This is a genomic window from Paenibacillus sp. FSL R7-0048 (genome assembly GCF_038004505.1).
Lineage (GTDB): Bacteria > Bacillota > Bacilli > Paenibacillales > Paenibacillaceae > Paenibacillus_AQ > Paenibacillus_AQ odorifer.
Map to the genome: position 1 here is coordinate 1,925,528 of NZ_JBBORF010000001.1, position 23,149 is coordinate 1,948,676.

General features: G+C 46.3%; 16 protein-coding genes. 12 read left to right on the plus strand and 4 right to left on the minus strand.

Annotated elements, in window-relative coordinates; genetic code table 11:
- The first annotated feature begins 83 nt into the window (after nt 1-83).
- From NSQ91_RS08220 to pulA, 12 genes are all read left to right on the plus strand, one after another.
- On the plus strand, nt 84-1,259 hold the full coding sequence (locus NSQ91_RS08220; protein ID WP_076303832.1) for a galactokinase: 1,176 nt from the start codon (nt 84-86) through the stop codon (nt 1,257-1,259).
- Nucleotides 1,260-1,263: 4 nt separating this feature from the next.
- The gene (gene galE / locus NSQ91_RS08225) at nt 1,264-2,250 is read left to right on the plus strand and encodes a UDP-glucose 4-epimerase GalE (RefSeq protein ID WP_036680993.1); all 987 of its coding nucleotides are present in this window, start codon (nt 1,264-1,266) and stop codon (nt 2,248-2,250) included.
- Nucleotides 2,251-2,304: 54 nt separating this feature from the next.
- Complete coding sequence (locus NSQ91_RS08230) at nt 2,305-3,885, plus strand: UDP-glucose--hexose-1-phosphate uridylyltransferase (RefSeq protein WP_076281096.1); 1,581 nt, start codon at nt 2,305-2,307, stop codon at nt 3,883-3,885.
- 163 nt (nt 3,886-4,048) lie between these two features.
- The gene (locus NSQ91_RS08235; protein WP_076126366.1) at nt 4,049-5,212 is read left to right on the plus strand and encodes an iron-containing alcohol dehydrogenase; all 1,164 of its coding nucleotides are present in this window, start codon (nt 4,049-4,051) and stop codon (nt 5,210-5,212) included.
- 54 nt (nt 5,213-5,266) lie between these two features.
- Complete coding sequence (locus NSQ91_RS08240) at nt 5,267-5,854, plus strand: hypothetical protein (protein ID WP_340917313.1); 588 nt, start codon at nt 5,267-5,269, stop codon at nt 5,852-5,854.
- Nucleotides 5,855-7,224: 1,370 nt separating this feature from the next.
- Complete coding sequence (locus NSQ91_RS08245) at nt 7,225-7,761, plus strand: hypothetical protein (RefSeq protein ID WP_042186148.1); 537 nt, start codon at nt 7,225-7,227, stop codon at nt 7,759-7,761.
- Nucleotides 7,761-9,353, plus strand: coding sequence for a flotillin family protein (locus NSQ91_RS08250; RefSeq protein ID WP_139330125.1), 1,593 nt, complete (start codon nt 7,761-7,763; stop codon nt 9,351-9,353). Before NSQ91_RS08245 ends, NSQ91_RS08250 begins: the two co-directional genes overlap by 1 nt.
- 410 nt (nt 9,354-9,763) lie before the next feature.
- Nucleotides 9,764-10,642: a glucose PTS transporter transcription antiterminator GlcT gene (gene glcT, locus NSQ91_RS08255; protein ID WP_076126370.1), complete on the plus strand. Its 879-nt coding sequence runs from the start codon at nt 9,764-9,766 to the stop codon at nt 10,640-10,642.
- Nucleotides 10,643-10,907: 265 nt separating this feature from the next.
- On the plus strand, nt 10,908-12,977 hold the full coding sequence (ptsG, locus tag NSQ91_RS08260) for a glucose-specific PTS transporter subunit IIBC (protein WP_076135917.1): 2,070 nt from the start codon (nt 10,908-10,910) through the stop codon (nt 12,975-12,977).
- 98 nt (nt 12,978-13,075) lie between these two features.
- Nucleotides 13,076-13,351, plus strand: a complete 276-nt coding sequence (locus tag NSQ91_RS08265) for an HPr family phosphocarrier protein (RefSeq protein ID WP_076126374.1) — start codon at nt 13,076-13,078, stop codon at nt 13,349-13,351.
- Nucleotides 13,344-15,056, plus strand: a complete 1,713-nt coding sequence (ptsP, locus tag NSQ91_RS08270; RefSeq protein WP_076126376.1) for a phosphoenolpyruvate--protein phosphotransferase — start codon at nt 13,344-13,346, stop codon at nt 15,054-15,056. The genes NSQ91_RS08265 and ptsP overlap by 8 nt, the downstream gene beginning before the upstream one ends.
- Nucleotides 15,057-15,436: 380 nt before the next feature.
- Complete coding sequence (gene pulA, locus NSQ91_RS08275) at nt 15,437-17,824, plus strand: type I pullulanase (protein ID WP_076303834.1); 2,388 nt, start codon at nt 15,437-15,439, stop codon at nt 17,822-17,824.
- A 62-nt stretch (nt 17,825-17,886) separates the two neighbouring features.
- Here the strand turns inward: pulA and NSQ91_RS08280 are convergent, their stop codons facing one another.
- The 4 genes from NSQ91_RS08280 to NSQ91_RS08295 form a co-directional block, all read right to left on the minus strand.
- Nucleotides 17,887-19,500 (minus strand): sensor domain-containing diguanylate cyclase, encoded by a 1,614-nt coding sequence (locus NSQ91_RS08280; protein ID WP_076126379.1) that lies wholly within the window; start codon nt 19,498-19,500, stop codon nt 17,887-17,889.
- A gap of 413 nt (nt 19,501-19,913) precedes the next feature.
- Nucleotides 19,914-21,086, minus strand: a complete 1,173-nt coding sequence (locus NSQ91_RS08285; RefSeq protein WP_139330124.1) for an ABC transporter permease — start codon at nt 21,084-21,086, stop codon at nt 19,914-19,916.
- Complete coding sequence (locus NSQ91_RS08290; RefSeq protein WP_076126381.1) at nt 21,083-21,781, minus strand: ABC transporter ATP-binding protein; 699 nt, start codon at nt 21,779-21,781, stop codon at nt 21,083-21,085. Before NSQ91_RS08290 ends, NSQ91_RS08285 begins: the two co-directional genes overlap by 4 nt.
- Nucleotides 21,778-23,133 carry an efflux RND transporter periplasmic adaptor subunit gene (locus NSQ91_RS08295; protein ID WP_076303835.1) on the minus strand — a complete coding sequence of 452 codons (1,356 nt, stop codon included), beginning with the start codon at nt 23,131-23,133 and terminating at the stop codon, nt 21,778-21,780. Before NSQ91_RS08295 ends, NSQ91_RS08290 begins: the two co-directional genes overlap by 4 nt.
- Nucleotides 23,134-23,149: the final 16 nt, after the last annotated feature.

Genomic DNA, 23,149 nt, shown 5'->3' on the forward strand with positions numbered 1-23,149 from the left:
GAATGAATCTATTATAATGAGTACATAAAGAACGCTTTACTAATTCCCACTGGCTGAAGCAGCGAAAGGATGGAGTGGCATTAATGAGCATACAGGAACTTAATAACAAATTTATTGAAAAATATGGGGTGAGCGAGGAAGAGGCTAAGGTGTTTTATGCACCAGGTCGTGTCAATCTCATCGGAGAGCACTTGGATTATAACGGCGGGTATGTACTTCCCGCAGCTTTGGAATTCGGTACAACGCTGATTGTGCGTCCACGTAGTGACAGCAAAGTGAATTTTGCATCAACTAATTTTCCTTACGAAGCTTCTATTGATTATAGCGAAATTGGCAAGGCCAAAACGGGTGAATGGATTGACTATCCGATTGGGGTAATGGTTGAGCTGGATAAGAAAAGCACCCCAGTATCCAAAGGGTACGATCTGCTGTTTCATGGCGATATTCCGAATGGAGCAGGCTTGTCCTCCTCGGCCTCTCTTGAAGTCGTTACTGCTTATGCGTTCCTGACTCTCGAAGGTGGCGATACAGACACTGTTGAGATTGCACTTTTGTCCCAGCGTGCTGAGAACCAGTACGTAGGTGTAAACTCCGGAATTATGGATCAGTTCGCAGTTGCTAACGGCAAACGCGATCATGCGATCCTGCTGATGTGCGACACACTTGAGTACAATTTGGTACCGTTCATCACAGGTTCATACAAATTGGTTATCGGCAACACGAACAAACGCAGAGGGCTTGTAGATTCCAAGTACAATGAACGCCGTCAGCAGTGTGATGAGGCATTGGCTATTTTGCAAAAAGAAGTGCCTTCACTAGCTTATCTGGCACAGCTTAATCGTGAACAGTTCGAAGCACATCAAGATAAAATCACAGACGAAATTGTAAGACGCCGCGCTCGCCATGTTGTGGAAGAGAATCAACGCGTGCTAGATTCCGTTGAGGTATTAAAAAACAATGATCTGAAGCAGTTTGGACAGTTCATGAATGATTCGCATGCGTCCTTGCGCGATTTGTATGAAGTTAGCTGTGCAGAGCTTGATATTATGGTTGAAGAAGCTGGGCGCATCCCAGGTACACTCGGTTCCCGTATGACTGGCGCGGGTTTCGGAGGCTGTACAGTATCTTTGGTACATGAAGATGATATAGAACGTTTTATTCGTGAAGTTGGTGAAGCCTATACCACAAGATCTGGTTTGGTTGGCGAGTTCTACGTTTGCGGCATCGGTAATGGTGTCCAAGAATTGAAGGGAGTGTAATCAGATGGCGATTTTAGTAACAGGTGGAGCAGGGTATATTGGGTCTCATACTGTAGCGGAGCTGCTGGATCGTGGCGAAGAAGTGGTGGTCATCGACAATCTGCTAACAGGGCATCGTGAGGCACTGCTGGGTGGCAAGCTGTACGAAGGTGATCTGCGTGATAAAGAACTGCTGGGTAAGCTGTTCGCTGAAAATGAGATTGAAGCGGTTATCCATTTTGCTGCAAGCTCTTTGGTCGGAGAAAGCATGAAGGACCCTGTAAAATATTACGACAACAACGTATATGGTACACAATGTCTTCTAGAAGCTATGCAAAAAGCTGGCGTGAACAAGATCGTATTCTCGTCCACTGCCGCAACCTACGGCGAACCGGAAAAGGTGCCGATTGAAGAAACAGACCGCACTGAACCAGCCAATGTGTATGGAGAAACTAAGCTGACCATGGAACGGATGATGGCTTGGTTTGACAAAGTACTGGGCATCAAATACGTAGCATTGCGTTACTTCAATGCAGCTGGCGCACATGCCAGTGGCAAAATCGGTGAAGACCATCGTCCAGAAAGTCATTTGGTGCCGCTGGTATTGCAAACGGCCTTGAAGCAACGTGACAGTATCGCAGTTTTCGGAGATGACTATCCTACAGAAGACGGTACTTGTGTGCGCGACTACATCCATGTCAGCGATCTGGCTGACGCCCATGTTCGTGCGGTAACTTACCTGCGCAGCGGAAGCAGCAGCAATATTTTCAACCTGGGCAATGGACTTGGATTCTCGGTAAAACAGGTGATTGAAACGGCGAAGAAGGTTACTGGACTTGAAATTCCTGTAGTCATTCAAGAACGCCGTGCCGGCGATCCGGCTGTGCTGGTAGCTTCCTCCGACAAAGCGCGTAGCGTCCTTGGATGGAACCCGCAGCATGCAGATTTGGAAGATATCATTCAAAGTGCATGGAACTGGCACTCTGCCAATCCGCAAGGATACGGAGAATAAGGGACTTTAGGTTAGCTTATCTTGAACTTGAGACCCTACTTAAGGAGAATTAAAATGCACAACGAGAATAAGATTACACCTGCTGGCCAGAAAGCATTACATGCGATTGAACAGCTTGTTCTGTTCGCACTGCGCCAGCAGCTTATAGCTCCATCCGATGAAGATTATAGCCGTAATGTGCTGCTCGAACAGTTCGGTTTCAGTGAGCCGCATGTAGGTGACATCGATCAAAGTCCATTGGAAGGGCCGCAGGCTCCACTCGATGCACTGATTGATTATGGTTTTGAAATCGGATTGATCCCAGAGAATAGTGACACTTACCGTGACTTGCTGGATGCCAAGATTATGGGACTTCTCATGGCCCGTCCTTCGGATGTAAATGCTGAGTTCTATAGTCTGACCGCTGAAAAAGGCATCTCCGCGGCTACAGATCGTTTTTATAAATTGAGCATTGATTCGAACTATATTCGGATGGATCGGATCTCGAAGAATGTCTACTGGCTGCAGGATTCGCCGTACGGAGACATTGAAATGACGATCAATTTGTCCAAGCCTGAGAAAAATCCGAAGGAAATCGCAATGGCTCGGCTGCTCCCGCCGCCAGTCTATCCGAAATGTCTGCTGTGCCGTGAGAATGTAGGTTATGCCGGACGGATCAATCATCCGCCACGCCAGAACCTGCGTATCATTCCGCTTAACCTGAATAATGAAAAATGGTTCTTCCAATACTCGCCATATGTTTACTACAATGAGCACTGTATTGTATTCCATCATGATCATGTGCCAATGAAGCTTACCAAGGATACCTTGAAGCGGCTGCTTAGCTTCGTGGAATCATTCCCGCATTATTTTATTGGCTCCAATGCAGACTTACCGATTGTTGGCGGCTCTATTCTGACGCATGACCATTTTCAGGGCGGACGCCACACATTCCCGATTCAAAAAGCGCCTAAGGAAGATACATTTACACATGCTTCTTATCCGGGTGTCAGCATTAATATCGTAAAATGGCCGATGTCCGTATTGCGCTTAAATGGAGAAGATCCTGCGGTTCTATTGGAATGCGGAAATGCGCTTTATGAAGCTTGGAAAGCCTACAGCGATCCAGAGGCGGAAGTGCTAGCCTTTAGTGAGGTTGACGGTGAAGTACAACCTCATAATACCGTTACTCCTATCGTACGCCGGGCCGAGGACGGCAGCTTCGAGATGGATCTTGTGCTGCGGAATAACCGGACTAATGAGCAATATCCTGAAGGGATTTTTCATCCGCACCGGGAAATGCATCATATCAAGAAAGAAAACATCGGCTTGATCGAAGTTATGGGACTGGCGATTCTGCCGGGCCGTTTGAAGGAAGAACTCGATTCCATCGCAGGTATTCTTGCAGGAGATCAAGCGCTGTTAGAAGCGGTGAAGAATGACCCTAGTCATTCTCTTGCGCAGCATGCGGCTTGGATTCAGGAGCTGGTGGAGCGATTCGGAACTGCACTGCAACACGAGGAAGCGCTCAAGATTGTGCAGAACGAAGTTGGCATCAAGTTTACGCATATTCTTGAACACGCTGGCGTTTACAAACGGACTCCAGAAGGTCAAGCAGCTTTCCGCCGTTTCGTAACAAGCTTCGTTGCTTTGTAGTAAGTGAATTTGGATTTAAGGATGTCCTCTAGCCTATGAGCTTGGGGCATCTTTTTTTATTCGGAATGACGAAACCCAGCCACCTAATTTGAATGCGGGTAACCAGAGGTTTATAATACGAAGGAGTAAGACGTTATGAATTAACTACTGGAGGTTTACACATATGCGTAAATTTGAATTTTATAATCCTACCAAGCTGATTTTTGGACAGGGTACCCTTGAAGCCTTGAAGACAGAGGTGCCTAAGTACGGTAAAAATGTGCTTTTGATGTACGGTGGCGGCAGTATCAAGCGCAGTGGTCTGTACGATAAAGTAGTTGCTGAGCTGAGTTCAATAGGCGTTACAGTGACTGAACTCTCTGGAGTAGAACCCAATCCACGTCTTTCCACAGTACATAAAGGCGTAGAGCTGTGCCGGGAGCATAATATTGACCTTGTTCTTGCAGTAGGGGGCGGAAGCGTATTGGACTGCGCAAAAGCTGTTGCTGTTGGAGCAAAATATGATGGTGATATGTGGGACTTTGTAGAGCGTAAAGCAGCGGCCCAAGACGCGCTTCCACTGGGCACAGTGCTGACAATGGCTGCTACGGGATCTGAAATGAATAACGGCTCCGTAATTACAAATGAGGTTACTAAGGAAAAAATGGGCTGGGGCAGCGTGCATGCCTACCCGGCATTTTCGATTCTTGATCCAGAGAACACTTTTTCTCTGCCACGTGATCAGACCGTTTATGGCATGGTGGACATCATGTCGCATGTTCTGGAGCACTATTTCCATACAGACGGCAATACACCGGTACAAGACGGGTTCTGTGAAACTTTGCTGCGCACTGTAATTGAAACCGCGCCGAAGCTTATCGAAGATCTGAACAACTACGAGCTGCGTGAGACCATTATGTACTGCGGTACGATGGCGCTTAACGGAATGGTCAGCATGGGTTTCGCCGGAGATTGGGCGACTCATAATATCGAGCATGCAGTGTCGGCTGTATACGATATTCCGCATGGCGGAGGTTTGGCGATTCTGTTCCCGCAATGGATGAAATATAACCTCAGTACAAACCCTGCGCGTTTCCGTCAGCTTGCAGTAAATGTGTTCGGAGTTGAACCTGCTGGCAAAACTGATGAAGAAATCGGGCTGGAGGGTATTGAGGCTTTGCGTAATTTCTGGGATTCCATCGGTGCGCCGAAGACGCTCGGAGATTATGATATTGATGACAGCGAGATCGGCAGTATGGCTGACAAGGCTGTTCGTTTCGGAGCATTTGGTAATTTCCGCAAGCTTGAGCGTGAAGATGTAGTTGAGATTTATAAAATGGCTTTGTAAGTAATTCTTCTACGAAAAGAGACCATTTCTCTTTATTCTAGAAGCCACAATAGAATGTCAAAGAAGCGAATCCTCCGTTATGGAGGATTCGCTTCTTTGTATTTATGGTCTAGTGTGACTTGCTCCTCTTGCTATACTTTTCTGTCGCCCTCATCCCAAGAACTCGCTGCCGCTGGCGGAACCTCCGCTGCCGCTGGCGGAACTCCGCTGCCGCTGGCGGAACTCCGCTGCCGCTGGCGGAACTCCGCTGCCGCTGGCGGAACTCCGCTGCCGCTGGCGGAACTCCGCTGCCGCTGGCGGAACTCCGCTGCCGCTGGCGGAACTCCGCTGCCGCTGGCGAACCTCCGCTGCCGCTGGCGAACCTCCGCTGCCGCTGGCGAACCTCCGCTGCCGCTGGCGAACCTCCGCTGCCGCTGGCGAACCTCCGCTGCCGCTGGTGAACCTCCGCTGCCGCTGACCGCACCTTCGCTGCGGCTGGCTGGACCTGCACTGCCGCTGACCGCACCTGCACTGCCGCTGACCGCACCTGCACTGCCGCTGTCCGTACCTCCGCTGCTGCTGTCCGTACCTCCGCTGCCGCTGTCCGTACCTCCGCTGCTGCTGTCCGTACCTCATCTATCACTGTTCGCACCCGTAATCTAATCCGTCGACCGTCCTCCAGAGTCTTACGGACCCAGCTGACGTTATCTGTGAATTTTCAGCCTTTTGAGCAAGTTTTCGGACACCAGAGACACTATTGCTTCGAAATGGTCTTATATTTGCTGGTTTTCATGCCAATAGGGGCTATGCGGTCCGATAGCATACCAAATGTCGGATAAATCGGCGAATAGGGTCTGCTGAGTCCGATGGGCCGAAGGCGCGTAAACAGCATAGCCTCTTCATACGCGCGAGAGTGTTACCTAACCAACTAGGGTTTGTATGATCCCCACACGACTGATTCCTCTACCAATACACGGGTACCCTACGGACCCAGCTGACGTTATTTGCGAATTTTCGGCCTTTTGAGCAAGTTTTCGGACACCAGAGACACTATTGCTTCGAAATAGCCTCATATTTGTTGTTTTTCATGCCAATAGGGACTATGCGGTCCGATAGCATACCAAATGTCGGATAAATCGGCGAATAGGGTCTGCTGAGTCCGATAGGCCGAGGTGCTGAGGCGCCGAGGTGCGTAAGCAGCATAGCCTCTTCATACGCGCGAGAGTGTTACCCAACCAACTAGTGTTTGTAATCCCCCCTCACAACCGATTCCTCTACCAATACACGGCCTACCCTTACGGACCCAGCTGACGTTATATGCGAATTTTTGGCCTTTTGAGCAAACTTTCGGACACCAGAGACACTATTACTTCGAAATGACCTCATATTTGCTGGTTTCAATGCCAATAGAGGCTATGCGGTCCGATAGCATACCAAATGTCGGATAAATCGGCGAATAGGGTCTGCTGAGTCCGATGGGCCGAGGTGCGAAAGCAGCATAGCCTCTTCATATGCGCGAGAGTGTTACCCAACCAACTAGGGTTTGTAAGATCCCCACACGACTGATTCCTCTACCAATACACGCCTACCCTACGGACCCAGCTGACGTTATATGCGAATTTTCAGCCTTTTGAGCAAACTTTCGGACACCAGAGACACTATTGCTCCGAAAGGGTCTTATATTTGCTGGTTTTTATGCCAATAGGGACTATGCGGTCCGATAGCATACCAAATGTCGGATAAATCGGCGAATAGGGTCTGCTGAGTCCGATAGGCCGAGGTGCCGAGGCGCGAAAGCAACATAGCCTCTTCATACGCGCGAGAGTGTTACCAACAAAAATCCGTGCTCCACCAACTATTGAACGGCCTTTAGGACAGCCCCAGCACATGTAATAAAATAGTGCCAATGTGAGCATGCTTATCCTCTGAATGGAACTTATTTGGGTGAATATCCAAAGATTGTGAAACCAAGGACCTACTTTGTACGTTTAATGTAATATGACAGTCCTGATTGAAGACAGGAGGAAACAAAAATGCAAACGCTGTATTTAGGCTGCTTGGCGCTAGGCGTCATATTTGCCATAGTCAGCGTCCTGGTGGGCGATGTGATCGGAGATGCCTTGCATGGGGTCTTTGATTTCGTATCCGTAGATTTTCTGAATCCCACCGTACTGGCTGGAGGAATAACCGTGTTCGGCGGAGCGGGCATTCTTCTAACCCGGTACAGCGCTCTGGAAGCTGGGGCGATCATTGCTTTGTCTTTGTTAGCCGCCGCTTTTTTGGGAGTACTTATGTATCTAGGGGTGGTTAAGCCCATGGAAAAAAGCGAAATGTCCAATGGTTTCTCAATGAGTGATCTGCCTGGCAAGATCGGGGAAATCACAATTCCTGTTCCCGCCACTGGTTATGGTGAGATTATGGTAAAGTTTGGCGCCGGCAATAGCCTGCATACGGCAGCAAGCTTTGATCATGAGCTGCTTCCGGCAGGGATTAAAGTTGTGGTAGTGGAGGTTAGAGAAGGCGTTGCATTGGTGTCAGAATTCGAAAAGAGAAGAGGAGTGGATCTTTAATGTTCGGTATTCCTGAGTATTTGTTAGTCCCTGCTGTTGTCGTTGCTGTCTTGTTTGTGCTAGGTATCGCATTCTGGGCACGTTACAAAACGGTTGGACCCGATGAAGGGATGATCGTAACGGGGTCGTTCTTGGGGAAAAATCATATTTCAGACGATGGTTCTGGTCGTAAAATAAAGATTGTACGCGGGGGCGGGGCCTTTATACTCCCAGTCTTTCAGAAGGCTGAATTTATGTCGCTTCTTTCTCATAAACTCGATGTGACGACCCCGGAAGTATACACCGAACAAGGGGTTCCGGTTATTGCCGACGGCGTAGCGATCATTAAAGTGGGTAGCTCAACGGAAGATGTGGCGACAGCTGCTGAGCAATTTATGGGCAAACCGATTGAAGCACTGAAGAGCGAAGCACAAGAAGTTCTTGAAGGTCATCTGCGGGCCATTCTCGGTTCGATGACCGTTGAGGAAGTATATCGTAACCGTGACCGCTTTGCGCAAGAGGTTCAAGGCGTGGCGGCACGTGATCTTAAGAAAATGGGTCTGCAAATTGTTTCCTTTACCATCAAGGATGTGCGAGACAAACATGGATATCTAGAGGCACTGGGTAAACCGCGGATAGCTGCTGTGAAGCGGGATGCAGAGATCGCTGAAGCAGAAGCAGTGCGGGATGCGAGAATTCAAAAGGCAAACGCAGAAGAGCAAGGGCAAAAAGCTGAGCTGCTGCGGGATACGAATATTGCCGAAGCCTCCAAGGAAAACCAGCTTAAGGTGGCTGCGTTTAAACGGGATCAGGATACAGCGAAAGCGGAAGCCGATCAGGCTTATCATATTCAAGAGGCACGTGCAAAGCAGACCGTTGTTGAAGAACAGATGAAGGTTGAGCTGGTACGTAAGGAACGTGAAATCGATTTGCAAGCCAAAGAAATTCAAGTTCGCGAGAAGCAGTATGATGCTGAAGTGAAGAAAAAAGCAGAAGCGGATCGTTATGCAGTAGAGCAAGCGGCGGAAGCCGATAAGGCGAAGAGAATGCGTGAGGCAGATGCCTTGCAATATAGTATTGAAACGCAAGCTAAAGCGACATCTGAGCAGAAGCGTCTTGAAGGTCAAGCGATGGCGGATGCAGAGCTGGCTAAAGGTACAGCGGATGCTGAGGTTATCCGGTTGCGTGGTCTAGCGGAAGCAGAAGCCAAAGAGAAACTGGCGGAAGCTTTCCAGAAATTCGGCGAAGCAGCGGTGCTCGATATCATCGTCAAAATGCTGCCTGATTTGGCTGGCCAAATTGCGAAGCCGCTGGCATCTATTGATAAACTTACCGTTGTAGATACAGGTAACGGGGAAGGTGCAGCCCGGGTCAGCAATTATGTGACTCAGCTAATGTCCACCGCTCCAGAGATGTTGAAGAGCGTCTCAGGGATTGATGTAGAGGCACTGATCAAGGGGTTGACCTCTAAAGCTTCCGGAAGCAAAGGAGCATCAGTTACACCAGTCGCACCTGTTGCACCAGCTACACCTGCAACTTATATTCAGCCATCAGTAACATCTAGTACAGCCAGCGAGACTTTAACTTCTGTGCCTGAACAAAAGGAAAAATAGTTTAATGCAATTTATATGGTTTTAATTTACTTAAGGTATGACTGGCAAAGCTGCTGGTCATACCTTAATCTTTATGTTTTGATCTGTTTTGATCTAAATTAGACAACATGATAAAAAGCTCATGCGTTTACAGGTGATTTTTGATGAAGCTTATAGCTTATCGGCATCCCGTGGGAATTATTGTATATATAGACATCGACGCTTTCACTGGTGTTTAAAGATTTTTTCAGGTAAAATAAAAGCCTTTAAGGCTGTTCACTCTGATCTACTAGCTTAGTAAGGACACAGAGTGTTCTTCTAATATGCAATTCTTGGTGTTATGATGGTAGCAAAGCTTGTATTCATCGTACGATTTCTTATTGCGTATGCTGCTGGAAGTTAGGTGTTTAGAAATAAAAGAGGTGTCAAAAATGAGTAGCATAACAGTGGCGAAGGTGTTGAATAACAACGTTATCATTGCCCAGCATCCTCAATATTCCGAGGTTGTAGTTATCGGTAAAGGGATAGGGTTTAACCGCAAGCTGCGTGATCAGATTAATCTATCCTCCGTGGAGAAGATGTTTATTCTTCGCAGCCAGGAGGAGCAGGAACAATATAAACAGCTTCTTCCCCAAGTGGATGAGAAGTTGATTGAGGTCGTTCAAGAAATAGTATTACATATTATGCATTGTAGCCGTCAGCCGCTTAATGAGCATATTCACATTGCACTTACCGACCATATTTCCTTTGCTATCCGTCGTTTTGAACAAGATATCCCAATTCATAATCCATTTTTGTATGAAACTAAGGAGATTTATCCTGAGGAATATAAGATGGCAGAATATGCGATTGGACGGATCAATGAGGCTATGGGCGTGGAATTGCCGGTGGATGAGATAGGTTTTGTGGCTCTTCATATTGTCAGCGCACTTAGTAATAGGCAAATTTCCGAGGTTAGACAACATTCTCTCTTGATTGGAGAGCTGGTTGGGTTAGTCGAGAATTATCTGGACTATCGAATCCCACGTGATTCACTTGATTACTCAAGACTGGTAACACATCTGCGATTCGTTCTAGAAAGATTACGCCGTGGAGAGGCGGTACAAGAGACCTCAACCCTGGATGGACTCATGAAACGGGAGTATCCTGAGATGTATTCGTTGGCTTGGAAATTAACAAAAATTATCGAACAGCGTGTGCGAATTCCCGTGTATCAAGCTGAGGTAAGTTATTTGACGATTCACCTGCAGCGTATTGCTCAGAAAAAAGTGGACGAACAAGATATGGACAAGAATGGTGAAGCTCCTTAAAGTGCAAAAGTTGTAACAAATCATGGTTTCAAAAAAAACGCTTGCCACTTAAAAAAAACGATGCTACAATGTTCACTGTCATCAACAAAACAGAATATCGAGCGTGTAACTGATTCGATCAGGCATGAGTGAATTACAGTATTTTGGTTGTTAACCCCCTTCTTGGGGCAATCTAACGATAGCGTTAGATTACAACTCCTATACTGTGTTGCTCATGCCTTTTTTGGCATCTGTTTTAGTGAAATTAATGAAAGGAGTAACCTAAATGTTTAAAAAGTTGTTTGGTGTTTTACAAAGAGTTGGTAAAGCTCTGATGCTTCCAGTAGCTATTCTGCCTGCGGCAGGTTTGCTTCTTGGAATAGGAAACATGCTGGTAAACCCAGACTTCCTGCAATATGTTCCAGCACTGGAGAACCATGTTGTTCAGGCTGTTGCCAACGTATTGATGAACTCAGGACAAATTGTATTTGATAATCTAGCCTTACTCTTCGCGGTGGGGGTTGCGATAGGTTTAGCCGGCGGTGAAGGTGTTGCGGGTCTAGCTGCCATTATCGGTTTCCTCGTAATGAACATTACGATGGGTACAGTTATTGGCGTTAATGATTACGTCCTGAGCCAAGGCGACTTCTCGTATGCCAGCGTATTAGGGATTCCAACACTGCAAACAGGGGTGTTTGGAGGTATACTCGTCGGGATATTGGCTTCGGCCATGTACAAGCGATTCTTCAAAATTGAGCTTCCTTCTTACCTGGGTTTCTTCGCAGGTAAACGTTTCGTACCGATCATGACGGCGGTAACAGCTCTAATCTTGGGCTTGTTACTAACAATAGTATGGCCACCTATTCAACATGGTCTGAACTATGTGTCACAAAGTATGATTGATACGAACAAAACGCTTGCAGCGTTTATCTTCGGAACGATCGAGCGTTCGCTCATTCCTTTTGGACTGCATCACATTTTCTACTCTCCATTCTGGTATGAATTTGGTACCTACGTTGATAAAGCTGGAGAATTGGTACGTGGTGACCAACGGATCTTCATGCAGCAGCTTCGCGATGGAGTAGACTTCACAGCAGGGACATTTACTACAGGTAAATATCCATTCATGATGTTTGGTCTTCCAGCAGCGGCTTTGGCTATCTATCATGAAGCTAAACCTCAGAATAAAAAGATCGTCGGAAGTTTGATGATTTCCGCGGCATTGACATCGTTCTTGACAGGGATTACTGAGCCGCTCGAATTCTCGTTCCTATTCGTGGCTCCGTTGCTGTTCGCTGTACATGCTGTGTTTGCAGGTCTGTCCTTTATGACTATGCATATTCTGGATGTTAAAATCGGCATGACATTCTCGGGTGGCTTTATCGATTTTGTGCTCTTCGGTATTATCCCGAACCGTACAGCTTGGTGGCTGGTCATTCCGGTAGGTCTGGTCCTTGCCTTAATTTATTACTTCGGCTTCCGGTTTGTAATTCGGAAATTCAATCTTATGACACCGGGTCGTGAAGAAGATACGAATGAAGAAGAAGAAGTGAATACGGAGTCTGTCTCCAGAGCCGGTGATGATCTACCGCGGAACATTTTGTCCGCTCTAGGTGGTAAAGAAAACATCACTCATCTAGACGCTTGTATTACCCGCCTTCGTGTTGAAGTTAAAGATAAGGCAGGCGTAGACAAGAACCGTCTTAAGAAACTTGGTGCATCAGGTGTGCTGGAAGTGGGTAATAACGTTCAAGCGATTTTTGGCACACGTTCAGATACGATTAAATCGCAGATTCAAGATGTGATTAACGGAAAGACACCTGCAGCTTCAGCAGCTCCAGTAGTGGTTACTCCAGAGCCAGAAGAAGAACAACAGGCAGGTGAAGCTGGTGAAGCGATTATCAAGGAAGATATCGTATCTCCAGTAAACGGTGAATTGTTGGATATCACAGAGGTGCCAGATCCAGTATTCTCCCAAAAAATGACGGGCGACGGCTTCGCGTTCCTATCCGAAGATGGGAAGATTGCTTCACCGGTTTACGGTAAGGTATTTAACGTGTTCCCGAGCAAACATGCCATCGGTATTATGTCTGACGGAGGCAAGGAAGTGCTCGTTCATATTGGGGTTAATACGGTTAAGCTTAAAGGTCAAGGCTTCACGGTATTAGTTGAAGAGGGCGATCTTGTAGCGGCTGGACAACCGATTATGGAAGTGGATTTAGAGTATGTAAAAGCACATGCACCTTCTGTAATCTCACCTGTTATTTTCTCTAATTTACCAGAAGGCTCTTCTGTAACATTGAAGAAGCCGGGTAAGGTTTCTATAGGAGACCAAGACATCATTACGATTCAGTAAAAGTGCAAGGGCCGATGCTTCCTTGTTCATACAAGGAAGCGAAGCTTTCACTATAAATTTAAAATACTTTAATAACAGAAAGCGAGTTGGATAATATTATGCAAAAAACATTCAGAATTGTCGATGAAGATGGAATTCACGCACGTCCAGCAACTGCCTTGGTAAATACAGCAACAAAATTCAAAGGTACAGAAGCATATGCAGAAGCTAAAGGTAAAAAAGTAACTTTGAAATCCATTCTTGGCGTATTGTCATTGGGTCTTGAAGCTGGAGATACTTTGTCTTTGATTACTGAAGGAAGCGAAGAAGCAGAAGCTTTGAACGCTCTTCAAGAAGTAATGATTAAAGAAGGGCTAGGGGAAATCCATGAATAAGATTTCAGGAATCGCGGCTTCAGCAGGGATTGCAGTAGCCCGTGCTTTTATCCTGAAACATCCGGATTATACGATTACGAAGACAAGTATCAGTGATACTGAAGCAGAAGTCGCTAAGTTGAATGATGCACTCGCCAAATCAAGAGTGGAGCTGCAAACGATTAAAGAGCGTACTTTGGCAGAGCTGGGGGAGAAGAAGGCTGAGATTTTCGAATCACATCTGCTTATTCTTGATGACCCAGAGCTGATCAATCCTGTAATTGATAAAATCCGTGAGGAATCGGTTAACGCGGACTATGCGCTAAACGAAGTGGCTACGCAATTCATTGAGATGTTCGAAAATATGAAGAGTGCCTATCTGCAGGAACGTGCAGCTGATATGCGTGATGTTACCAAGCGCTTGCTGAACCACCTGCTGGGCATTCATTATGTAAGTCCGGCAGAAATCAGTGAAGAAGTAATCGTGATTGCTCAAGATCTAACACCATCGGATACAGCACAGCTTAATCGTAAGTTCGTTAAAGGCTTCACAACGAACATCGGTGGACGGACTTCTCACTCTGCAATTATGGCTCGTTCTTTGGAAATTCCAGCGGTTGTTGGAACTAAAACGGTTCTGTCAGAAGTGAATTCTGGCGATTTGGTGATTGTCGATGGTCTGAACGGAGACGTTCTGATCAATCCTAGCGAAGCTGAAGTGGCAGAGTACACTCGCAAGCAGGAAGCTTACGACTTGCAAATCGCAGAATGGAAGAAACTTCGCGACGAACCTACAGTATCAGCAGACGGTAAACATGTTGAGCTAGCTGCCAATATTGGTACACCAAATGATGTGAATGGTGTCATTGAGAATGGTGGCGAAGGTGTAGGTCTGTACCGCACTGAGTTCCTTTACATGGGTCGCGATAAGCTGCCTTCTGAGGAAATTCAATATAACGCCTACCGTACTGTACTTGAGAACATGAAGGGTAAGCCGGTAGTCGTACGTACCCTGGATATCGGTGGCGATAAAGAGCTGCCTTATCTTGACCTTCCGAAGGAAATGAATCCTTTCCTTGGTTTCCGTGCGATCCGTCTTTGCCTGGATCGTCAGGATATTTTCCGTACTCAATTACGCGCGTTACTAAGAGCGAGTGTTCACGGGGATCTTCGCATTATGTTCCCTATGATAGCTACGCTTGGTGAATTCCGTGCTGCACGTGATCTTTTGCTCGAAGAGAAAGCTAAGCTTCGGGAAGAAGGTAAGGAAGTATCAGACAACATTCAGCTTGGCATAATGGTTGAGATTCCATCAACTGCTGTACTGGCTGACCAGTTTGCTAAGGAAGTTGATTTCTTCAGTATCGGTACGAATGATCTTATTCAATATACAATGGCTGCGGACCGTATGAATGAACAGGTATCTTACCTGTATCAGCCTTACAATCCAGCCATCCTGCGTTTGGTCAAAAATGTAATTGATGCAGCCCATGCAGAAGGTAAATGGACGGGGATGTGTGGTGAAATGGCTGGTGACGCAACAGCTATTCCGCTGCTACTGGGTCTTGGTCTCGACGAATTCAGCATGAGTGCAACTTCCATTTTGCCAGCGCGTAGTCAAATATCTAAATTGTCGGCTGCCGACATGAAGGATTTGGCTGCAAAAGCGTTGCAGCTTGGCACGGCTGAAGAAGTCGCTGCGCTTGTTCAAAGTATCGCTAAGTAACTTTTTACGCATGCATTAATCCGTTTTAGCGTTCTACTGTTTTTCCAACTACTATTGCCGACTTCCGATGGCTGGAGGTCGGCTTTTTTATGTTTTTTAACCTATAATTTTCTATAATTCGACCTCATTTACTGTTCACTGTTTATTTTCTTTATTGCGCAGATGTCTATACCGATAGTATTAGTAATGAGCATAAAGTCGATAAGGAACCCAAACCTATAAATATGTCGTACATATAATAGTAAGGATCCATAGAAAGTTTATACTCCATTTGCCGACTTGCAGCGCTGTGCAAGTATTAATATGAAATGAATTGGTAATATATGGACTTATAAGCAACCCCACAGGTTAGGTGGGGAGCCATAGGATGGTGTTAATTCATGAGTAAAAATTATATAAATGCAGAATTGATGATGGAAGTCTACGAGGGCAAGGATTTAGGCTTGACGTATTCAACGGAGTACAGTGTATTTAAAGTCTGGGCACCTACGGCACTTGCTGTGTCCCTTGTACTGTACGAAACAGGTGGGCATCAACTGAATACTGAGTCACCTAAGAGTGCTATGGACAATGGTCGTATTGTATATATGCAGCGTAGTAATGGTGGAGTCTGGCAGACCAAGTTATCAGGTGATCTAAAAGGGAAATATTATATGTACCGTGCTGTTTTTGCAGATGGAAATGTGACGGAAGCAGTAGATCCTTATGCAACAGCGGTATCTGCAAATGGTTTAAGATCAGCAATCGTTAATTTGCAGGATACGAATCCAGAACATTGGGATCAGGATGTAGCGCCTCCGTTACAGCATCCTGCCGACGCAGTGATTTATGAACTGCATGTTCGTGACTTCTCCTCGCATGAGAGCTCAGGTATGCATTATAAGGGTAAATTCAAAGCATTTACCGAATTTGGATTAAAGGATTCGGCAGGAAATACAGTGGGGATTGATCATCTGGCTGAATTAGGGATTACCCATGTACATCTGATGCCGGTATTTGATTTTCAGACCGTGGATGAGCTGAAGGTGGTAAATCGGGGTTCCTCCATAGCTAATGTGGACTACAATTGGGGGTATGATCCCCAGCATTATAATGTACCTGAAGGATCTTACAGCACCGATCCTGCCAATCCTGGCTTGCGGATTCGTGAATTTAAAGAGATGGTGCAGGCCTTACACAGCCGCGGGATCGCGGTAATTATGGATGTCGTTTACAACCATACGTATGCTGTGGAGAATGGCCCCTTTGAGCCGCTTGTCCCAGATTATTTCTATCGCCGCGATTTTACGGGACGTTTGTCGAATGGCTCCGGGGTTGGCAATGAGCTGGCTACAGAACGTCCGATGGTCCGTAAATTTATTAAGGACTCCTTATCTTATTGGGCTTCGGAATATCATATTGATGGTTTCCGGTTTGATCTAATGGGACTGATGGACAGTGTTACCATGCGGGAGATTACCGAAGAGCTTCGGCTAGAAGTGAATCCGAATCTGTTGCTTTACGGTGAACCTTGGACGGGTGGAGATTCTCCGCTGGCCACTAAAACGCTAAAAGGTGTACAACGGGGCAAGGGCTATGCTGTCTTCAACGATAACTTCCGTTCAGCAATCAAAGGGGATAGTGATGGCTTCGGAAGAGGGTTCGTGACAGGCGAATACGGCAAAGAAGGTGCTATTGCAGCCGGAATTAAAGGAGCAATTCATGAGTTTACGGACTCGCCTGTGGAATCGGTGAACTATGTAACTGCCCATGATAATTTGAATTTATGGGATAAGATGCTTATCGTTCAAGGAGGGAGTCAGGAAGCTGATTTTCCGGTAATCGCTAACATGGATAACGAAGATCTGGAAGAGGCAGTGGCCCTTGCCAATCCATACGTGAATGTAGATCAGGAGAATATTCTCGGTAATGAAACTGTACGTCGATCCTTGCTTGCTAACGGAATTATTCTGACCTCGCAGGGGATTCCTTTCCTGCATGCTGGAGATGAGCTCCTGCGCAGTAAATTTGGAGATCATAACAGCTACCGCAGCGGTGATGCGGTCAACTCGATCCGCTGGAATATGAAAAGTGCATTTAAGCCCGTATTTCAATATTATAAAGGCCTGATCGAGCTGCGGCGTACACATCCGGCATTTCGTCTGCATGGCCGCCAGGAAATTGAACGCTCCTTAGAATTTCTGCGTTGTGATGGCGGAATAGTATCGTATCTGCTTAGAAGCCATGCAGGAGGCGATCTCTGGAACAATATTACCGTTGTCTTCAATGCTAATAATGACCGGATGTCGGTATCACTTCCTGAGGTTGCTGATAGTTGGAACGTAGTAGTAGACCATACCCGTGCCGGGATAGAAGCCATCCGCAGAATCGAAGGCAATGAGGTAGAGGTGGAAGGGTTGTCGATGATGGTCCTTTATGATGAACGTGGTGAGCCAGCCCCACGCTCTAAAATCATCGAAATACACTATGAACGCCCTGATCAGAATTACCAAGGCTGGAATCTTTGGGTTTGGGATACAGGAATCCAGGATGGACAATGCGATTTCCGTTATATGGAGAACGGGCGTGCAGTAGCCCGCATCGAAGTGCTGCCAGATACCCAAACTATCGGATATATTTTGCGGCTTAATGATTGGGAAGAAAAAGATGGAGACGGAGACCGTTTCATTGATTGTTCTACGAATGGAGAGTTAACCAAGGTCTTAGTTCGGGATCGTGATCAGGAGATTGACGAAATTTCAGAAGATCATCTTCGGTTAAGCAGTTAGAGGCCATACAAAAAAAAGCTGTTTCAGGGTTGCTTTATCCTGAGACAGCTTTTTATTTGCTCTTATGGTTTTACAATGGTCTGGTTAGCTAACCCTTCGTCCACAAGCTCGTAGTAGAGATTGGCTTTATTGCCACCATGGTCTTTAGAGCGATACATCGCCAAATCGGCGGCACGCAGCAGTTCATTAATACTGCTTCCGTGTTCAGGAAATAAAGCGACTCCGATGCTCGCGGAGGTGTGGAAGCTGGACCCGTTATCAACAGACCAAGACTTGTTGAACAGTTTAAGTAACCGCTGCAGTGTTTCATCAAGCATCTCTGGAGAAGTGAATCGATGCAGTACAACTGCGAACTCATCTCCGCCGATCCGGAAGGCCTGACCTATTCCTTTAACCGTATGCTGAAGTTCACGGGAGAGCAGCTGAAGAAATTCGTCTCCAGCCAGATGGCCTAAGGTATCATTTAGCTGCTTGAATCTATCACAGTCCAGCAGGGCAAGCGCAATATTTTGCCTCCGTCCTTCGGGTTGGGTGATAAGGTTCTCCATATACATTTTGAAATGAGCCCTGTTGGGAATCGCTGTTAAATGGTCATAGAAGGCTAGCTTATGTAGTCGTTCTTCGTATTGTTTTCGCTGGGTAATTTCCCGAGATAACAGCATAAATTGTGCTGGGAATTTACGGCTGCCGAGAACAGGTGACACCTTAGTTTCAAGCCATACCCATTGGCCTTCTGCTCCGCGCATGCGCAGTTCAGAAATACGCGGAGTTCCCTGAACAACACTTTTTAATTTAGCCCAGGCAATTTCCGGTTCACGTATGTAGTTGGATAACGGATCTCCTTTTTTAGGCACATAGCCTAGAATACTGGAGTGAGAGGGGGAAGCATATAGAATCAACCCGTTGGGATCCGTCAAAATAATGAAATCAGACATGGTTTCACCGATAAGCTGATAGAGTGTTTGTTCTTCCAGCATTTCATTCTGGAGCCAGATGATTTTGCGTCCAAGGTAAATAATAACTAGGAGAAACACAAATAAGAGGAGTGAATAAAGAGAGAACAAAGCGCTTTTTTTATCTCCAAATCCATCCGTTACTTGCAAGGCGTAGTTGCCAATCAAGTCCTCTGCTTGATCGAGATGTGCCCTAGCTTCATTGAATTGCGAGTTTAGGGTGAGCGCAGAATATGAATCTGGGTTCCAGCTGCTCTTCGTCCGTTCTGTTATTAGCGTATACCCTGAATTTTTCCATTTGATAATGGTAGTTTCGAAGGAGCTGAGCTCGTTTTTTAATTCGGAAAGGATAATTCCACTTTGTTTCATATCACTGTAAGGGTTTTTTATAGCGTTGATATTTGATCTTGCTACACTTATTCGTTCCTCCGCTTGAAGATTATTATCTATAAACTCCTTAGTGAACTGTTCACCTTCTGCGGCTGTTAGGTTTGGACCCATTGCGATTTGCAAGGCTACAGCGGCTTGATGCAGATCACGATCCGCGCTCAGTATGAGCTTAGAGTTCTGATATATATCATCATAAAGAGAATCTGACAATCTATTAATCGTGTAATTTAAATAGAGTAGCGAGGCGACGCTGATCCCAACCAGAAGGACGGAGATTGCAGCGAAGACATAGAATAGTTTGCGTGTTACCTTGAACTCAAAGAATCCTGCCACAGTCATCTTCTCCCTGTATAAGATGATTAAGAAAATCTATTGCTGCTTAAGTAGAACCTGCAGAACGCAATCTATGGTCAGGCGTAATTTAATTCATTCACTGATGTTTGAAGGTGCTTTTGGGATAAAAGAGGTGTTGTATACATAGTGGGAAAACATAGGAAAGTGTACGTGTGAGTAAATGATAGTTTCTAGTATATCAAGTATATAGGACGTGCTGCTTATAGAGCAATCTTTACTCAGATAATAATCAAAATGACAAAATTTAAAGTTTAGTGTATGGGCCTATTGAATTATCTATATTCAAACCGATGGTTCCTATTACCCAACTCGAGCATAAATGATACCTTTTACAGCTGCTGAAAAAAACTGCCCTTAGTCATCTTAATGACTATAGGACAGCTAATCATTCATTATTCGTTACGCAGTGCGTGAATGGGGCGAAGTCGTGCGGCTTTGTTCGCAGGCATCATTCCAAAAATCACGCCGATGAGTAAGGAGAAAATAAAAGAAATCAGTACCATATCCCAAGCAATGGAAACTGTAAGTGCAGAGTATTTACCCAGCAGCCAACTGCCCGCGATACCAATGCCGACCCCAAGCACCCCACCCAAACCGCTGAGCACGATGGATTCAATCATGAATTGAGCGAGGATATCGAATTTTTTGGCACCAATTGCTTTACGGATACCAATCTCACGTGTTCTTTCATTGACAGATACGATCATGATGTTCATGATTCCGATGCCGCCGACAAAAAGTGAGATGCCTGCTATGCCTGCAAGCGCCATGGAAAGTGTATCTGTTGTGGAATTGACAGTTTCCAGCATTTCCTGAGAATCAAACACACTAAAAGCATTATCCGCATAATTGAATTTAGCATCAAGCGTACTTTCCAGTTTTTCTTTTGCAGCTGCTACAGTATCTGCTGAAGTTGTCTTAATGGTGATGGAACGGACGCCTTTACTTTTTAATTGGCGTTCTGCAGTGCTTATAGGAATTAGTATGATATCGTCGTTGGAACCACTTAGACTGGAGCCTTTTGTTTCTAAAAGCCCAACGATTTTATAGCTAATTCCGTTTAACTGGACCTTCTGCCCTACAGGATTGTCTGTACCGAATAAATCTTCGGCCGTACCTGAACCGATCAACGCTACCTTTTGCCGGTATTCGTTATCAATATCAAGCAAGAAGCGGCCTGCCTGTACATGAAAATCCTTTACCTCCTCATAAGAGGGGGTGATTCCTTCTACAGTTACACTAACGTTGTCTGTTTTATTCTTGGCTGTAGCATTGCCGCTGATCACAGGAGCTACATTTGCTATACCCTCTATATCCCCTAGAGCAAGGGCTTCCTCATAGGTGAGAGAGGTAGTCGCCCCACGGCCAGTAATGTTTACAGTGAGTTGGTTTGTGCCTAGTCCGTTTAGCTGCTCTGTGATCTGTGAAGTAGTTCCTTGCCCAACAGAAACAAGAATGATGACCGAAGAGACTCCAATAATAATCCCAAGCATCGTTAAAAAAGCTCTAACCTTACTGCTGTTGATGCTCTTCAGGGCCATTCTCATGCTTTGGTACAATTTCACCCCGCATTCCTCCGATCTTCCACGAGGTTGCCATCCTGAATACGAATAATCCGCTCCGCTTGTTTAGCTATTTCCAGATCATGTGTGATAAGGATGATGGTATGCCCTTGCTTATTCAACTCACGTATCATTTGCATGACTTCCTGCCCCGTTCGCGTATCCAGTGCCCCGGTTGGTTCATCGGCGAGTAGAATAGGGGGAGATCCCGCCATAGCCCGGGCAATCGCTACCCGCTGTTGCTGTCCTCCCGAAAGCTCAGAAGGGCGGTGATGCATCCGATCCTCTAGCCCTACTTTAATGAGTGCTTCCTGTGCTAGTTGTCTTCTTTCCCGATGGGAGAGGCCACGATAAATCAATGGCAGCTCCACATTTTCAATGGCTGACAGCTTGGGGAGCAGGTTGAAATTTTGAAAGATAAAGCCGATCTTCTCATTGCGGATCGTTGCGAGCTTATTGTCGGATAACTTGCGAACCTCTTGTCCATCTAGAAGATAACTTCCTTCATCGGAGATATCGAGGCAACCAAGCATATTCATGAGTGTTGATTTACCAGAACCGGAGGGACCAATAATAGCTACGAACTCCCCCAGATCAATTGTAAAGGAAAGGCTATTTAAGACCGTCATGGTTTCTCCGGCCATTGTGTAGCCGTGGGACATGTCGTGAACTTCGATCAGAGGTGCTGAAGCACTCATCTGCCGCCACCTCCGCCACCACCTGGTGCGCTGCCCATACCACCAGCGCCACCTCCGGTGAAGCCGCCACCCCCACTAAAGCCACTGCCGCCGAAGCCAGCGCCACCCATACCGCCCATACCACCTCTAGTTTCCGTTTCCGTGCTGGTTGTTCCGGTTTTCGTAGAGATTACGGTAGGGATGATCACCTGGTCCCCTTCATGGAGTCCGCTGACAATTTCAATGCTGCTCTCATCATGGAGACCCACTTCGACAGTGACCATCTGTCCTGAGCTATTGCCGCGATTTCTTCCACCGGCAGCGCCGCCGCGAGCGTCAGGAGCCCCGCTGGGCATAGCGCCGCCGCGAGCGTCAGGAGCCCCGCTAGGCATTGGTGCTTGGCCCTCGCCAGTAGTTTTGGAAGTTGCGGCTGAACCCGCTGCTAGAGGAATAGAAACTGTGTATTTTCCGTTTCTTTCTTGTACAGCTTCAATAGGTACTGTTAATACATCCTTTTTCTCAGCAGTGGTTACTGAAACTTCCGCAGACATTCCAACAAGAGCACCTTCGGAGCTTGTTAGACCTATGGTAACATCGAAGAGGGAAACACCGTTTGAGGCGGTGCCCTCATTAGCTATTTTCGTAACCGTTCCCTTGAATTCCGTATCAGGCAGAGCATCCAATGAAATAGTGGCAGGCATCCCTAGCTTTACAGTAGGAATATCAAGCTCATCCACCTGCACAACTACACTTAAATTAGCATAATCGGTAATGTCGATGAGTTCAGAGCCGTCCATGGCTTTTTCGCCGCTTGCAATATTAACTGTCGTTACAGTTCCATCAATAGGAGCCGTTAACGGATCAGGAGGAAGCATATCTTCTTGGACAGAAGCTATTTTTTCCTGTTGCGCCGAAATGTCGGTTTTGGCCTTTTCAATCGAACGTTTGGCATTGCCTAGCTCATCTTCTGCTGCACCTGCCACGGCCAGCTTCTTATATTGCTCCTGCTTGTCCTCAAGATCGGTCTCAAGCGAGGCAAGTGAAGTTTGCTCCTGCTTGAGATTGTCACTCAGATCATTGCCTTCAAAGGTAATCAAAGTCTGGCCTTTTTTCACGAGATCGCCCTCTTTGACAAGAACCTCAGCTGCGGTCCCGCTGTCCTTCGTTTTTACTTTACCAGTTTCTGTAGCAATCACGGAGCCGGCTCCGGATACACTAACTACGATATCGCCCTTTGTAACGGTAGCTGTGTTAACAGGCACTTCAGCGGCTTGACTGTTCTTATCAGGTAACAATGTATAAACCAGCATTCCTGCTGTGGCTACAACTACTACTACTCCAAGAGTCCAGAACACTATTTTTTTCTTCTTCATTTCTATCCTCCATAGC